At 42.5% G+C, this 15368-nt stretch carries 14 protein-coding genes; 9 read left to right on the forward strand and 5 right to left on the reverse strand.

Features of this window, described 5'->3' with window-relative positions:
• The first annotated feature begins 66 nt into the window (after positions 1–66).
• The 5 genes from rpsM to rplQ all read left to right on the forward strand — a co-directional run bounded on the left by rpsM (position 67) and on the right by rplQ (position 3516).
• On the forward strand, positions 67–444 hold the full coding sequence (rpsM, locus tag DIU38_RS32125; protein ID WP_112653532.1) for a 30S ribosomal protein S13: 378 nt from the start codon (positions 67–69) through the stop codon (positions 442–444).
• A gap of 143 nt (positions 445–587) precedes the next feature.
• Positions 588–977, forward strand: a complete 390-nt coding sequence (gene rpsK, locus DIU38_RS32130; RefSeq protein WP_090529224.1) for a 30S ribosomal protein S11 — start codon at positions 588–590, stop codon at positions 975–977.
• Positions 978–1044: 67 nt separating this feature from the next.
• The gene (gene rpsD / locus DIU38_RS32135; protein ID WP_090529221.1) at positions 1045–1653 is read left to right on the forward strand and encodes a 30S ribosomal protein S4; all 609 of its coding nucleotides are present in this window, start codon (positions 1045–1047) and stop codon (positions 1651–1653) included.
• Between the two features lie 178 nt (positions 1654–1831).
• Positions 1832–2824 carry a DNA-directed RNA polymerase subunit alpha gene (locus DIU38_RS32140; RefSeq protein WP_090529218.1) on the forward strand — a complete coding sequence of 331 codons (993 nt, stop codon included), beginning with the start codon at positions 1832–1834 and terminating at the stop codon, positions 2822–2824.
• 140 nt (positions 2825–2964) lie between these two features.
• Positions 2965–3516 (forward strand): 50S ribosomal protein L17, encoded by a 552-nt coding sequence (rplQ, locus tag DIU38_RS32145; protein ID WP_112653533.1) that lies wholly within the window; start codon positions 2965–2967, stop codon positions 3514–3516.
• 111 nt (positions 3517–3627) lie between these two features.
• On the opposite strand, the gene DIU38_RS32150 is transcribed toward rplQ, so the two are convergent.
• Together DIU38_RS32150 and DIU38_RS32155 are read right to left on the reverse strand one after the other, a co-directional pair.
• Entirely contained in the window at positions 3628–4122 is a 495-nt protein-coding gene (locus DIU38_RS32150; RefSeq protein WP_167516330.1) for a GNAT family N-acetyltransferase, read from the reverse strand.
• A gap of 457 nt (positions 4123–4579) precedes the next feature.
• The gene (locus DIU38_RS32155) at positions 4580–4870 is read right to left on the reverse strand and encodes a hypothetical protein (RefSeq protein WP_112653536.1); all 291 of its coding nucleotides are present in this window, start codon (positions 4868–4870) and stop codon (positions 4580–4582) included.
• 261 nt (positions 4871–5131) lie between these two features.
• Between DIU38_RS32155 and dnaK the strand changes: the two genes are divergently transcribed.
• From dnaK to DIU38_RS32175, 4 genes are all read left to right on the forward strand, one after another.
• Entirely contained in the window at positions 5132–7033 is a 1902-nt protein-coding gene (dnaK, locus tag DIU38_RS32160) for a molecular chaperone DnaK (RefSeq protein WP_112653537.1), read from the forward strand.
• A gap of 433 nt (positions 7034–7466) precedes the next feature.
• Positions 7467–10412 (forward strand): leucine--tRNA ligase, encoded by a 2946-nt coding sequence (locus DIU38_RS32165; protein WP_112653538.1) that lies wholly within the window; start codon positions 7467–7469, stop codon positions 10410–10412.
• A 334-nt stretch (positions 10413–10746) separates the two neighbouring features.
• Positions 10747–11238: a hypothetical protein gene (locus tag DIU38_RS32170; RefSeq protein WP_112653539.1), complete on the forward strand. Its 492-nt coding sequence runs from the start codon at positions 10747–10749 to the stop codon at positions 11236–11238.
• Between the two features lie 31 nt (positions 11239–11269).
• Positions 11270–12202 (forward strand): bestrophin family protein, encoded by a 933-nt coding sequence (locus DIU38_RS32175; protein WP_112653540.1) that lies wholly within the window; start codon positions 11270–11272, stop codon positions 12200–12202.
• Positions 12203–12244: 42 nt separating this feature from the next.
• On the opposite strand, the gene DIU38_RS32180 is transcribed toward DIU38_RS32175, so the two are convergent.
• From DIU38_RS32180 to DIU38_RS32190, 3 genes are all read right to left on the reverse strand, one after another.
• Entirely contained in the window at positions 12245–12448 is a 204-nt protein-coding gene (locus tag DIU38_RS32180) for a helix-hairpin-helix domain-containing protein (protein WP_112653541.1), read from the reverse strand.
• A 244-nt stretch (positions 12449–12692) separates the two neighbouring features.
• Entirely contained in the window at positions 12693–14060 is a 1368-nt protein-coding gene (locus DIU38_RS32185) for an IS110 family RNA-guided transposase (protein WP_243770601.1), read from the reverse strand.
• Between the two features lie 338 nt (positions 14061–14398).
• The gene (locus DIU38_RS32190) at positions 14399–15352 is read right to left on the reverse strand and encodes an acetyl-CoA carboxylase carboxyltransferase subunit alpha (protein ID WP_090529188.1); all 954 of its coding nucleotides are present in this window, start codon (positions 15350–15352) and stop codon (positions 14399–14401) included.
• Positions 15353–15368 lie beyond the last annotated feature (16 nt).

Consider the following 15368-nt stretch of genomic DNA (forward strand, 5'->3'; position numbering starts at 1 on the left):
ATTGAATTACTGATGATAGCGATTCGATAATTCAATAATTCGATAACTCAATAAATTACAAGAAATATGGCAAGGATATCAGGTATTGATTTACCAAAGAATAAAAGAGGAGAAATCGGACTTACTTACATTTTCGGTATTGGCCGCTCAACAGCTCAAAGAATTTTGACTGAGGCTGGTATTGATTTTAATATCAAAGTACAAGACTGGACCGATGAGCAATTAGCCGCTATACGTGGAATCATTAACGAGCAAATTAAAGTTGAAGGCGCATTACGTTCAGAAGTGCAGCTTAACATTAAACGCTTGATGGATATCGGTTGCTACCGCGGTACACGTCACCGTAAAGGTTTACCATTACGTGGTCAGCGTACTAAAAACAACTCACGTACCCGTAAAGGAAAACGTAAAACAGTTGCTAACAAGAAAAAAGCTACTAAATAGTGATTGGTGCTTAGAGGTTAGAGATTGGTCAGTGGCCGCTTGATAACCTTTAGATCATCAGGAATACCTCATTTTGACAGTATAATTAATGGGTCCGGATTATTCGTTAATTCAGTAATTCATTAATTCAAAAATTAAAAAAAATGGCTAAAGCTAAAAAAGTAACCAAGAAACGCATTGTGATTGTTGAGCCGGTTGGCGAAGCACACATCAATGCTACTTTCAACAACATCATCATCACCCTTACCAACAAAACCGGCCAGGCAGTTTCTTGGTCATCAGCTGGTAAAATGGGTTTCAAAGGTTCAAAAAAGAATACTCCTTACGCTGCCTCACAAGCTGCTGCCGATTGCGGTAAAGTTGCTTATGACTTAGGTTTACGTAAAGTTGAAGTATTTGTAAAAGGCCCAGGTGCCGGTCGTGAGTCAGCTATCCGTACTTTGCAAACTGCAGGTATCGAAGTAACTACGATTAAAGATATTACACCGCTTCCACACAACGGTTGCCGTCCTTCAAAAAGAAGAAGAGTTTAATTAACATATTTTTTAAAGCTAAGATTCGGCAGCTGCAGGCTGCATGATACTTTAAGAACACACAAAAATGGCCAGATATACAGGACCAAAATCCAAAATTGCCCGTCGTTTCCGTGAGCCGATCTTCGGTCCGGACAAAGCGTTAGAACGTAAAAACTACCCGCCGGGAATGCACGGTGCTTCAAAACGCCGTGGAAAGCAATCAGAGTACTCTACTCAGTTGCAAGAGAAACAAAAAGTTAAATACACTTATGGTGTATTAGAGCGTCAGTTCGAGAACTTGTTTCACCGCGCTTCAGCTAAAGAAGGTATCACAGGCGAAAACCTGTTGAAATTCCTGGAAGCTCGTTTAGATAACGCTGTTTTCCGTTTAGGTATTGCTCCTACACGTTCGGCAGCACGTCAGTTGGTTAACCACAAACACATCACAGTTAACGGTGCTGTTGTAAACATCGCTTCATATGCATTGAAAGCTGGTGATGTGGTTGCAGTACGTGAAAAATCTAAATCATTAGAGGCTATCACTACTTCAGTAGCCGGTAGAAGAATCAACAAATACAGCTGGTTAGAGTGGGATGCGAACAACCTTACAGGTAAATTCCTTAACTATCCTAACCGCGATGAGATCCCTGAAAACATCAAGGAAAACCTGATCGTCGAGTTGTACTCTAAATAAGATATGAGATATCAGATGTGAGATTTGAGAGTTTTTTCAAATCTCATTTCTGGTTTTCGTATATATGCAAATCACAAACAAAAGATTTGAATAAGCGTTTGAACAGCAGAGTAAATCTCACATCTCAAATCCCATATCTCAAATCAATTATCAAGTAAACAATAAATAAAGGATATAAATGGCAATTTTAGCATTTCAAAAACCAGACAAGGTTATCATGCAAAAAGCAAATGATTTTGATGGTACGTTTGAATTTCGTCCGTTAGAACCAGGTTTTGGTGTAACCATTGGTAATGCTCTGCGTCGTATCTTACTTTCATCACTTGAAGGTTATGCAATTACTTCTGTTCGTTTTTCGGGAGTAACTCATGAATTTTCAACCATCAAAGGTGTTGTTGAGGACGTAACCGAGATCATCCTGAACCTTAAACAAGTTCGTTTTAAGAAAACAGGTGAATCTGGCGACAGCGAGAAAATATTTGTTATTGTAAATGGCCAGGATGCATTTAAAGCAGGAGATATCACCAAATTCTCTAACAACTTTACTGTATTAAATCCTGATTTGGTACTTTGCAATATGGACCCGGCTGTAACGCTTGAAGTTGAGCTTACTGTAGGCAAGGGCCGTGGTTATGTACCAAGCGAGGAAAATAAAAATCCTGACGCTAACGTAGGTGTGATCGCTATCGACTCGATCTATACGCCGATCAAAAACGTAAAATATACTATCGAAAACTATCGTGTTGAGCAAAAAACCGACTATGAGAAATTAGTATTGGATATTGCTACCGATGGTTCGATCCATCCTGAAGATGCTTTGAAAGAAGCAGCTAAAATCCTGATCCAGCACTTTATGCTGTTCAGTGATGAAAACATGATGCTTGAAGCACAGGCTAAAGAAGAAACCAAAGAAGTGGATGAAGAGATCCTGCATATGCGCAAGATCCTTAAAACCGAACTGGTTGATCTTGACCTTTCTGTACGTGCCCTTAACTGCCTTAAAGCTGCTGATATCCGCAGCCTGGCCGACCTGGTATCGTACGATGTTGCTGACATGTTGAAATTCAGGAACTTTGGTAAAAAATCGTTAACTGAAATCCAGGACCTGGTTAAATCAAAAGGTTTGTCTTTTGGTATGAACCTGTCTAAATTTAAGTTAGACGAAGAATAATAAGAGATTAGAGGTTTGAGATAAGAGATTAGTCTTAGCTCAAACCTCTCTTTTTTTGCACGAATATTAATTAAGCGAAAGCATAATTCCGAGGGCTTGAGCCTATCGCCCAACGGTATGCACGTGAAATATATAAAACAATGAGACACGGAAACAAAAACAATCACTTAGGCCGTACTACCAGCCACCGCAAAGCGATGCTGGCTAACATGGCATCTTCGCTTATTTTACACAAGCGTATCACTACAACATTAGCAAAAGCAAAAGTTTTACGCGGTTATGTTGAGCCACTTTTAACAAAATCAAAAAACGATACTACGCACTCACGTCGTACAGTATTCAGCTACCTGCAGGATAAAGACGCTACATCAATCGTTTTCCGCGAAATCGCTGAAAAAATTGCTAACCGTCCGGGTGGTTACACCCGTATCATCAAGTTAGAAAACCGTTTAGGCGATAATGCTGAAATGGCAATCATCGAGCTTGTTGATTACAACACTGTTTACGGTGCTGACGCTGCTGCTCCTGCTAAGAAATCAACCCGTCGTCGTGGTGGTTCTGGTGCAAAAGCTAAAACTGCTGTTCCTGTAGCTGCAGAAGAAGCTGTAGTAGTTGAAGACGTTAAAGAAGAGCCGGCTGCTGAAGCACCTGCACCTTCTGAAAACGAAGAAAACGCTGAAAAAGGCGAATAATTAATTATTCGGTTTAACAGATACTAAAAACGGCCCGCTCATTTGAGTGGGCCGTTTTTTATGTAATTGACTGCCGGTTTTCGGTAAAATCATGGTGATTCCCTGATCTGTTTACTCGCGGTTCAGGCTGTAAGTCAATAGGCATTCAACTTCATTCATCAAAGTGAAACCGCACTTTTCCAATATCCTTCGCGATGGCAGGTTATCTGCATAAGTATGCACTATGATAGCTTTCACAAATTCATGTGTAAATGCCCATTGCGAAAGTAATTGTAAAGCTTCTGTAGCATAACCTTTGTTATGCTGGTTGGCGTCGATCATATAGCCAATCTCCGCTTCGCCGGCATCATTAGGATAACCGGCAAAGCCCATGCCGCCGATGACGGTATTGGTGCTTTTAAGAACGATCTCCCAGCCGGTATACCATAGGTATTTATCGGGGAAGGCGAGCGTATTTGGCAGCCAGAAACTATCGAAGGCATCATCAATTTCTTTGATATATAACGGATCGATCAGCATAGCTGAAGGAGTTAAGCCTAATGATAGCTCCAGCAGCTTACGGTTTTGTTTAAGCAATAATAATTGCGCGTGTGTTAACGGTATCATTTTTAACCGTTGTGATTTGATAAAAAACATTTAATGTTGGAATTAAATAACAATAAAAAACCAGTTCGCTTTTTTAAAGTAAAGGTACAGCCGTTAAATAAGGCTGTTTGTTATGCAATTCCAGGCAATGTGGTGAGCCTGTTTGGTTTGTTAAGTAACAGAGGCGATTGTTTGATTAGGATAAATATAAGGGATTTTAATTGGAAATCCACGACATTTTATAAAAACCGAAAGTGCGTTAGGGATAGGAGCGGATACCGGCCATGAGCGTAAGGCCTGCAGGCGTATGAGCATATAGCCAGGGCCGAAGGCAACGCCCATATCAGTTGGCAGTTTTGAGTAGGCAGTTTGCAGGTGATTTTGTCTGAACCCGAATTAAACGAATTTTAAGAATTTGCCTGTCATTCTGATAATTCTTTAATTCTATAAATTCTGATTCAGACAAATAATTTTCCCATCACTCATCAATATAAAACTTGATATCACCAAACCGGCTGCGGCCTTCCCGCACAAAATTTCCGTCGATATTATACAGCACATCGCCAAAGAGGCTACGGCCTTTCCTGATCAGGTTATCGTCAAGGTTACAAACCACATCGCCAAACATTCCCTGCCCCTTTTTTACAATTTTGCCATCTATGGTATATAATATGTCGCCAAACCGGCCCTGACCTTTTCGCACATAGCTGCCATCGATAGTGTATAGTACGGTACCGAATTTATTATTGCCCTCCCTGATGTATTTCATGATTGATACCTGTGAATTAAAGTTTCAAGTTAGTCGATCTCCTGCCAATTAGCAAACCACACAATAATCTTTTGCCTTTAACCTTTCGCCTTTAACCTCAAACGGTCCTGCCAACCTGTCATCACAAAGTAAGCTATTCTGCCGCCTTGTTCATGAACTGACAATTACAGGCAATTTTTACTGCCATTGGCATATTGGCACAGGCATTGATAAACAGCAATGGTAAGTAAACAATAAATCAAAAAGAAAAAACAATCATATATGTCTAAAATAATTGGAATCGACTTAGGAACAACAAACTCCTGCGTTGCTGTAATGGAAGGTAACGAGCCTGTTGTTATAGCTAACAGCGAGGGTAAACGTACTACGCCGTCTGTAGTAGCTTTTATTGATAATGGCGAACGTAAAGTTGGTGATCCTGCAAAACGTCAGGCTATCACAAACCCTACAAAAACCATTTCGTCAATTAAACGCTTTATGGGTAACCAGTTTAGCGAAGTTACAAGTGAAGCGGCACGTGTACCTTATAAAGTAGTTAAAGGCGACAATAACACTCCTCGTGTTGAAATTGGCGACCGTAAATATACCCCGCAAGAAATTTCTGCAATGATTCTTCAGAAAATGAAGAAAACTGCTGAAGATTTCTTAGGTACCGAAGTAACCGAAGCGGTTATTACCGTTCCTGCTTACTTTAACGACGCTCAACGCCAGGCAACTAAAGAAGCCGGTGAAATTGCCGGTTTAAAAGTACGCCGTATCATTAACGAACCTACTGCTGCTGCATTAGCTTACGGTTTTGATAAAGCTCATAAAGATATGAAGATTGTTGTGTTTGACTGCGGTGGCGGTACTCATGACGTATCTGTATTGGAATTGGGCGACGGTGTATTTGAAGTAAAAGCTACCGATGGTGATACTCACTTAGGTGGTGACGACTTTGATCAGGTAATTATTGACTGGTTAGCTGACGAGTTTAAAAACGACGAAGGTTTAGACCTGCGTAAAGACCCAATGGCTTTACAACGTTTAAAAGAATCGGCTGAGAAAGCTAAAATTGAGTTATCAAGCTCTGCTCAAACTGAAGTTAACCTGCCATACATTACTGCAGTTGACGGTATGCCTAAGCACTTAGTTAAAACATTAACCCGTGCTAAATTTGAGCAATTAGCTGATAGCCTGATCAAACGTACTATTGAGCCTTGTAAATCGGCTTTGAAAAATGCCGGTTTAAGCACTTCTGATATCGACGAAGTGATTTTGGTAGGTGGTTCAACTCGTATCCCTGCTATCCAGGAAGCTGTACAAAAATTCTTTGGTAAAGCTCCTTCAAAAGGTGTTAACCCTGATGAAGTTGTTGCTATCGGTGCTGCTATTCAGGGTGGTGTATTAACCGGTGAGGTTAAGGATGTGTTATTGCTTGACGTTACCCCGCTTTCATTAGGTATCGAAACTATGGGTGGTGTAATGACCAAATTAATTGAGTCGAACACTACTATCCCTACTAAAAAATCTGAAACATTCTCAACCGCCAGCGACAGCCAGCCTTCAGTTGAGATCCACATATTACAAGGTGAGCGCCCAATGGCTGCGGGTAACCGTACTATCGGTCGTTTCCACCTGGATGGCATTCCGCCAGCACCTCGTGGCGTACCACAGATCGAAGTTACTTTCGATATTGATGCTAACGGTATCCTGCACGTATCTGCAAAAGATAAAGCTACAGGTAAAGAGCAAAAAATCCGTATCGAAGCTTCTTCAGGTTTAACCGATGCCGAGATCAAAAAGATGAAGGATGAAGCTGAAGCTAATGCTGATGCTGACAAAAAGGCAAAAGAGGAAGTTGAAAAGCTGAACGCTGCTGATGCCCTGATCTTCTCGACAGAAAAACAACTGAAAGAGTACGGCGATAAGATCCCTGCTGATAAAAAAGCACCTATCGAAGCTGGTTTAGCTAAATTGAAAGAGGCTTATTCAGCTAAAAACTTTGATGCTATCGAAGCTGCACAAACAGAGCTTAACACTGCCTGGACTGCTGCATCTGAAGATATGTACAAAGCTTCTGCCGAAGGTGCTCAAGGCGCACCAGGTGCCGGTGATAACGGCGCAGGCGCGCAAGACAACTCTGACACTGTAACAGATGTTGATTTTGAAGAAGTGAAATAATTAATTTTGTTTCGATAATATTTAAGCCCGGTTTGGTTAATTCCCGACCGGGCTTTTTTTGTGGGGAGATATTGCCTGGTTGCAGAGTAGGAGGGACCTGCGGAGCTATAACTGATCATAATATAAAGCAACGTAAGCCCCAGCTGCACTACGTATTTATAGCCCCGTAAATATCTAAGAGCACTACACTAAAAGCTGTAAACTTTTTTAGGACGAGACATAAAGAGCGGTTTTAACTCCGGAGATTCATCCTGTTAAAATTTTAGATTGATTAATTTGTGCCTTAACCTAAATCTGCAAAAAGCTCCTGATAGGTTAAACTCCATAGCAAATTGTTTAAAAAGACACCATTAACCGTCAACTAATCCATTAATAACTACTAAACTAATAGGGAAATGCTTAATTTCGCAACCTCATACGCGTAAAACATCAAATGGACTACCAATTTAAAGAGATAGAGCAAAAATGGCAGCAGTTTTGGGCACAAAACCAAACCTTCAAAGCCGAAGACAAAAGCAGTAAGCCCAAATATTATGTGCTGGATATGTTCCCTTACCCGTCTGGGGCCGGCCTGCACGTTGGGCACCCGCTGGGCTATATCGCTTCTGATATTTTTGCACGCTACAAACGCTTAAAAGGCTTTAACGTATTGCACCCTATGGGCTATGATAGCTTTGGCTTACCCGCCGAGCAATACGCCATACAAACCGGTCAGCACCCCGCTATAACTACCGAAGATAATATTGCAACCTATCGTCGCCAGTTGGACCAGATCGGCTTTTCGTTCGACTGGAGCCGCGAGGTGCGTACAAGCTCTCCCGATTATTATAAATGGACCCAATGGATCTTCATGCAGTTGTTTAACAGCTGGTATAATAAAGATGCCGACAAGGCCCAGTCAATTGATCAGCTGGTTGCACATTTTGAAACAAAAGGTTCTGCCGGTATTAATGCCGTTTGTGATGATGAAATTTTAAGTTTTACTGCCGATGAGTGGAAAGCGTTCAGCAACCAGCAACAGCAGGACGAACTGTTAAAATACCGCCTTACCTACCTGCGCGAAAGTACCGTAAACTGGTGCCCCGCTCTTGGTACCGTATTGGCCAATGATGAGGTAAAAGACGGCTTTAGCGAGCGCGGCGGCTACCCCGTTGAACAAAAGAAAATGACCCAATGGAGCATGCGCATTACCGCATACGCAGAAAGGTTATTACAAGGCCTTGATACTATCGACTGGCCAGAGCCTTTGAAAGAAATGCAAAGGAACTGGATCGGTAAAAGTACTGGTGCTTCGGTTAAATTCCCGATAGATAAATCAGGTCATAACGCAGCTTTGGGTACCGATTTTATCGAAGTGTTTACCACAAGGGTTGATACTATTTTCGGTGTTACCTTCTTGGTAATTGCTCCTGAGCATGAATTAGTTTCTGCATTAACTACTCCTGAGCAAAAGGCAGAAATCGAAGCTTACATTACTCAAACCAAAAAGAAATCGGAGCTTGACAGGATGGCTGATGCCAAGACTGTATCAGGTGCATTTACCGGCAGCTATGTGCTTAACCCGTTAAATGGGCAGCCGATCCCAATCTGGATTGCCGATTATGTTTTGGCAGGATACGGAACCGGCGCGGTTATGGCCGTACCATCAGGCGATCAGCGAGATTACCTTTTCGCGAAGCATTTTAATTTGCCGATAGTGCCGATCATCGATATTCAAAATATCGAAACTGAAGCCGACCCAACTAAAGAAGGCACCTACATCAACTCTGATTTTATCAACGGCTTAGCTTACAAAGAAGCAACTGCCGCGGTGGTTGCCAAACTGGAAGAGATCAATGCCGGTAAAGCCAAAGTTAACTTCAGGATGCGTGACGCCATTTTCGGCCGTCAACGTTACTGGGGCGAGCCGGTGCCGGTTTACTTTAAAGAGGGTTTACCTCATTTAATTAATGAAAGCCACTTGCCATTACTATTGCCCGAAATTGATAAATATCTCCCTACCGAAACCGGCGAACCGCCGTTAGGTCGTGCAGAGGATTGGAAATATGAAGGCGGTTTGCCTTACGAGCTAAGCACCATGCCGGGCTGGGCCGGTTCCAGCTGGTACTGGTACCGTTATATGGATGCCCAAAACGATAAGGAGTTTGCATCGCGCGAGGCTATTGAATACTGGAAAGACGTTGATTTGTACATCGGCGGCAGTGAGCATGCGACTGGTCACCTGTTGTACAGCCGTTTCTGGAACAAGTTTTTGAAAGACCTTGACCTGGTTGTTGAGGAAGAACCCTTCAAGAAATTGATCAACCAGGGCATGATCCAGGGCCGCAGTAATTTTGTTTACAGGCTGATAAAGTCTGGGAAACTTATTTCTTACAATAAACTGCAACAACTGAAAAAATATGGTGGTATTTTAAAGCCCAATCCAGATCTATCGGAAGAACTTAATATTAAAGCATTCCAAGCTCTTGGATTGGAATATGACCTTGATATTATTAATCTTTGGGATGAAAATAGCGTCCCAACTGAAAGCGGAGTTCGTACAACTATCCAATATCAGTCTACACATGTTGATGTAAACATAGTGGAAAACGACATTTTGAACATCGAAAAATTCAAACAATGGCGACCGGAATTTGCTGATGCCGAATTTATACTTGAAGGCGGCAAATATATCTGCGGTGTTGAAGTTGAAAAGATGTCGAAATCTAAGTTCAATGTGGTGAACCCGGATGATATCATCAGCCGCTTCGGTGCCGATACCTTGCGCATGTATGAGATGTTCTTAGGTCCGCTGGAGCAAAGCAAACCGTGGAATACCAATGGTATTGAGGGTGTTTTCAAATTCCTGCGTAAATTCTGGAGGTTATTCCATAATGATGCCTGGGAGTTTGGCGTAAACAATGCCGCTCCGTCAAAAGCTGAGTTGAAATCATTGCATAAGATCATTAAAAAGGTTGAGGAAGATATCGAACGTTTCTCATTCAATACTTCGGTATCCAGCTTCATGATCGCTGTTAATGAATTAACCGATTTGAAATGCAACAACCGTGCGATATTGCAGGATATGGTGATCATCCTGTCGCCTTATGCGCCGCACATTTGCGAGGAGCTATGGTCGTTATTGGGTAATGCTGATGGTACTTTATCATACGCACCATTCCCTAAATTTAACGCGGAATATTTGGTTGAAGATGAGTTTGCTTACCCAATCTCAATCAACGGTAAAATGAAAATGAACCTAAGCATCTCGTTAAGCCTTGATGTTAAAGAAATAGAAGCCTTTGTTTTGGCTAATGCCGATGTACAAAAATACCTGGATGGTAAAACCCCTAAAAAACTGATTGTAGTAAAAGGCAGGATTGTGAATATGGTGGTTTAAACCCCTCCACCCCTTAAAGGGATACTTTTAGAAATCCCAACCCTGGTTTTGCAACGCAAGGCCAGGGCTTTTTTATTACCTAAAATAAAGATGTCAAATCCGAAATACTTCGAAAGGCGGAAACGGGCGATGAAGGGGAGGAAATCTTATCTGCCCCGTATAGCCCTTGGCAGGGTATAGGACTTCTCTGTGGCCCCAACGCACAATCATTCTGTGCACCTTCGATGATATCCTGAAAATTCTAATCACATTCTAATTTCTTTCTTAAACCGTTTTAATGCCTGGTACCGACTATTGTATCAACAAACAGTAGTAAACACAAAGAGGTATCATCATGAAAACATTAAACATTATCATCCCATCTGATTTCACCTTATCATCATTAAACATTATACCTGTTTTGGCAGAGCGCTATCCGGATCAAAAGCTCAACATATCGCTCGTTCATTTCCTCCAATTGTCCGACTCTATATCCGATCTGCTATTATTATCCCGCAGAAGCAGGGAATACCAGCTCATCAGCGATGAATTTTACGCCGGTTGTACTATGCTGAAGAATGACTATGCAGACCGGATAGAAAACATCACCCCCGATTTTTTTTATGGCAACACGGTGGCTGTATTTAAAAACTATCTCGAAGAAAAAGAGACAGGCCTGATTGCCATGCCCGAAAACCACAGCTATGCAAGGTTAACACCCAACAGTTTTGACCCTACCATATTGATGCAACGGAGCGGGTATAAAATAATTACCCTTAAAGCTAAAGTTAAACAGCCTTTGACCATAGTTAATGCCGAAGCAGAACATGAACTGCTGGAGGTTTAATATTTACTAAAATCATTTAAAACAACTATCTATGTTACTAAAAGAAAATATCCCGGTAAAATATGTGGTAGGCAAAATAAAGAATGAATTGTTACTGGTTGCCGTGTATGCTGTAGCTATAGCCTTATTCCATCGTTTTTTGCCTGAGTACCGCATTTCAATCCCAATTGCTGTGCCGGCAATATTGGCTACCATCATATCCTTGTTACTGGCATTTCGCTCAAACCAGGCCTACGACCGCTGGTGGGAAGCCCGGAGCATTTGGGGAGCTATAGTGAACGATTCAAGATCGCTGGTGCGCGAGTTGATCACGTTTTTAGATGGCGATAACGCTGTATGTGAAGAAATAGAAGGTTTCAAAAAACGGTTTGTTTACAGGCAGATAGCATGGTGCCATGGCTTAAGCCAATCATTACGTAAGCAAGATCCCTATGCTAAAAACGCCCACCTGCTGGTTGACGAAGAGGTGAAATTTACTCATCGTTTTACAAACATGCCCAACAGCTTGTTAAAACTGCACGGGCTTGACCTAAAACTGGCTTATAAAAATGGGTGGCTTAATGATTACCAACAAGTGCAGATAGATGGCACGCTTAACCGCCTTTGCGATGCTATGGGCAAATGCGAGCGGATCAAGAACACGGTATTTCCGGTTACATACAGCTTATACATCCATTTTTGCCTGTACCTGTTTATCATATTGCTGCCATTTGGCCTCATCGAATTCTTCGGTATGTTTGAAGTACCGCTGATCATAGCTATAGCGGCAGCATTTTTACTGGTAGAGAAAATGGCCATCCACCTGCAGGACCCATTTGAGAACAAACCGACAGACACCCCAACAACTGCTATATCGCAAACCATTGAACGCGACTTAAAGCAGATGCTTAACGATAAACATGAGAGTGAAAAGGCGCCGGTGCAAACTGCCGCCGCTAAAGCAAACGTATATTATATACTGTAAGCTTTACACCCCTGTGCGGGAAGGCACAGGGGTTCACTTATTTTATTCCCTAAAGCCTAAACCTTCTTCTTTCATTTTCTCCTTCACTATCGGCACCGAACTTTTGCCGACACCGTGCAAATGCAAAAACTCTTTCTCGGTAAGTTTTGATAATTCAAGCAATGACGTGATACCGGCATTAGCCAGCGCTCGCCGTGCAGGATTACCCAGTTTACCAAAAGGACTATTTGATTCTTCAGTCTTCATAATGAATGCTTTAATTGATGATCAAATTTAACATCAAACTACCTTTTGCGTGCGGGGCATTTGCGACTATTGAGGGGGGATTCTTAAGCTTATTCCTTGCGCTCGTTTGCAACTTTATAAAACAGAGAAAAACATGTCATTGCGAGCGCAGCGCGGCAATCGCACGGAAGCATAGCGGCCCTGTATAGCATGCGATTGCTTCGTCGTTCCTCCTTATAATGACGTGCCTGTAAGACATTCATAATCAAGCTGCATTTTGGAGAGTAAGACCAAGTTTTTGAGCTTCTTTTTGCAGACGGCTGATCTTTCTTGCCTTTTGTAATTCGATATCCTGTTGAACTTTACTGCTATCGTAAGCCTGTTGTTTGAGTATCATATTATAGAATATCACGGCTATTTTCCTGGCCACTGCTTTAATAGCTTTAGCCTTTCCTTTGGTTGCAGCTAATTTTCGGTATTGCTGTCCTAACGGGCCCTTGCTTTGCCATAGGCAGTTTGCCGCAAGCCTGAAAGCCTGGGTAGCCGGGTTGTGTGTGATCCGTTTTTCATAGCCTACCAGCTTGCCTCCTGTTATTTTAGGACGGGGCGACAGGTTTAACCAGCTTGTAAAATGGCCTGCGGTAGGCCATTTGCTCATATCGGGCCCTGTTACTGCCAGTATCGTTAGCAGGCCGATCTCATCCAGGCCTTCCACTGCTGTCAGGTCTACGCCTAATATGGCTATTAGGTAATCTTTTAAGTTGATATGATATTGATTCTTGCGGACCATGCTCTGCTTCTTTGAGCTTTTTATCTCCGGTGCCAATAGTTTAAGCGTTTGTTCGATGTGCTGCTCATAATAAAGCATCTGCTCTTTAAAAAAGTCGTATGCCTTTAGGCTGCCCCTGAGTGTATTGATCCGGCTGTCCCGGTAGTCTCCTTCAAGAGAATGGAGCAATTCCTGCTGACTTGCTTTTAGCCGTTTATGATCGATGCTACAAAGCAGTTTTTCGGGATCTGAGATCCCTGAGCAGATCATCCGCAAAAGCTTCATACCGCATACACCTTCAATATCGCTGATCAGGTGCTGGAACTTGATATTCATTTTGGTCAGGGTGTTTTGGATACGGTTGAGTGTATCGCTTTTCTGGTCCTGGCAGATCTGCCTTTCATGGATATATTGCCGCAGGTCCTGGTAAAAGGCCGGCGCAATATGTGATTCGCGTAAAAGGCCATGGGTAAGCAGCTTATGCAACCACTGCGCATCATTAATATCCGTTTTTCGTGCCGATACATTCCGATAATGGCTTGGGTTGATCATCACCACCTTTATGCCCCGGGACTCAAGGATACTATGCAGGGGCATCCAATAGTTGGCGGTTGATTCCATCGTTACGATCTCCACCTTTTCCCCCTGTAGCAAGTCGGCCAGTTTATTAAGACTGGAGGTAAAACTGTCAAACTGTTTCAGGTGGATCTGATCCCTGGAATCAGTGTAAGATACGACCATGAGCATACTCCCTACATCGATCCCGGCTGATCTGGGGTAAAGAATCCCAAATCGTTCCATCTTTTTTGAACCTGCAGGAGTTCCTGCCCCCTTCTTCTTTTTGTTTTGTTTAGCTTTGCCCATATTTTTAAAAAACAGGGCAAACTCTGTCGCTTTAAAAAGTCTAAGCTTAAAAGCGCGGTAAACCACCAGTTGGTCAGAACTGGTGGTTCCCTATAATGTTTTTTGCAAAAAGCGACAGTCCCAAACTCGCAAGCGGGCTCTTAAAGGCCCCAAGGGTTATACGGGGTGTGTAGTTTGCCCGATGTTCAAGACAAATATCTTACTTCTCATCGCAATGCATGTCATTTCATTTTTTTTCAGGGCTCCCCTGATGGTTACTCGCAATGACATGGAGGTGATGTAAAACAACAAGAGCCGCCTTTTCGGGCAGCTCTTGCTATCAACAAATGGATTGAATATTATTCATTAACCACACCCATTGAGCAGAATTTATCAATACGCTCGGCCACAAGCTCATCAATATTGCGCTCTTTAAGAGTTTTCAGGTCTTTTAATAATTGTTTTTTCAGAATACCGGCCATAGCAACCGGATCTTGATGGGCACCACCAAGTGGTTCTTTAATCACCCCGTCAATCAGCTTGTTCTTAAACATTTCTGTCGAGGTTAGTTTAAGTACTTCAGCGGCACGCTCTTTATTTTCCCAGGTTTTCCAAAGAATGGTTGAGCAGTTTTCGGGAGAGATCACTGAATACCATGAGTTATCCAGCATCAATACCCTATCGCCAATACCAATACCCAATGCGCCGCCCGATGCGCCTTCGCCAATAATAACACAGATCACCGGCACTTTCAGCACTGCCATTTCGAGCAGGTTACGGGCAATGGCTTCACCTTGTCCGCGCTCTTCGGCCTCTAAACCCGGATAAGCTCCCGGAGTATCAATTAAAGTAACAACGGGCTTGTTGAATTTTTCGGCCATTTTCATCAGCCTTAAGGCTTTACGATAACCTTCCGGATTAGCCATGCCGAAGTTACGGTATTGGCGCTCTTTAGTGTTACGGCCCTTTTGATGGCCGATAAACATTACTGTTTGGCCATTCAGCGTACCAAAACCACCAATTATTGCTTTATCATCACCTACGGTACGGTCGCCATGCAGTTCAATAAAATCATCACACATCAGCTCAATGTACTGCAAGGTGTAAGGCCTTTCGGGATGACGCGAAATTTGTACTTTTTGCCAGCCTGTGAGGTTGCTGTATATATCTTTTTTGGCTTCTTCCAGCTTTCCTTCCAGCTCGGCAACAGTTGCCGACATGTCGAGTTTGTTTTTTTCCTCAACCTGCTTTACCTTCTCTATTTGCTGCTGTAACTCAGCCAGTGGTTTTTCAAAATCAAACGTAATCTTCATACACTTTATTTGGAGG

Source organism: Mucilaginibacter metallidurans, assembly GCF_003286435.2.
Lineage (GTDB): Bacteria > Bacteroidota > Bacteroidia > Sphingobacteriales > Sphingobacteriaceae > Mucilaginibacter > Mucilaginibacter gossypii.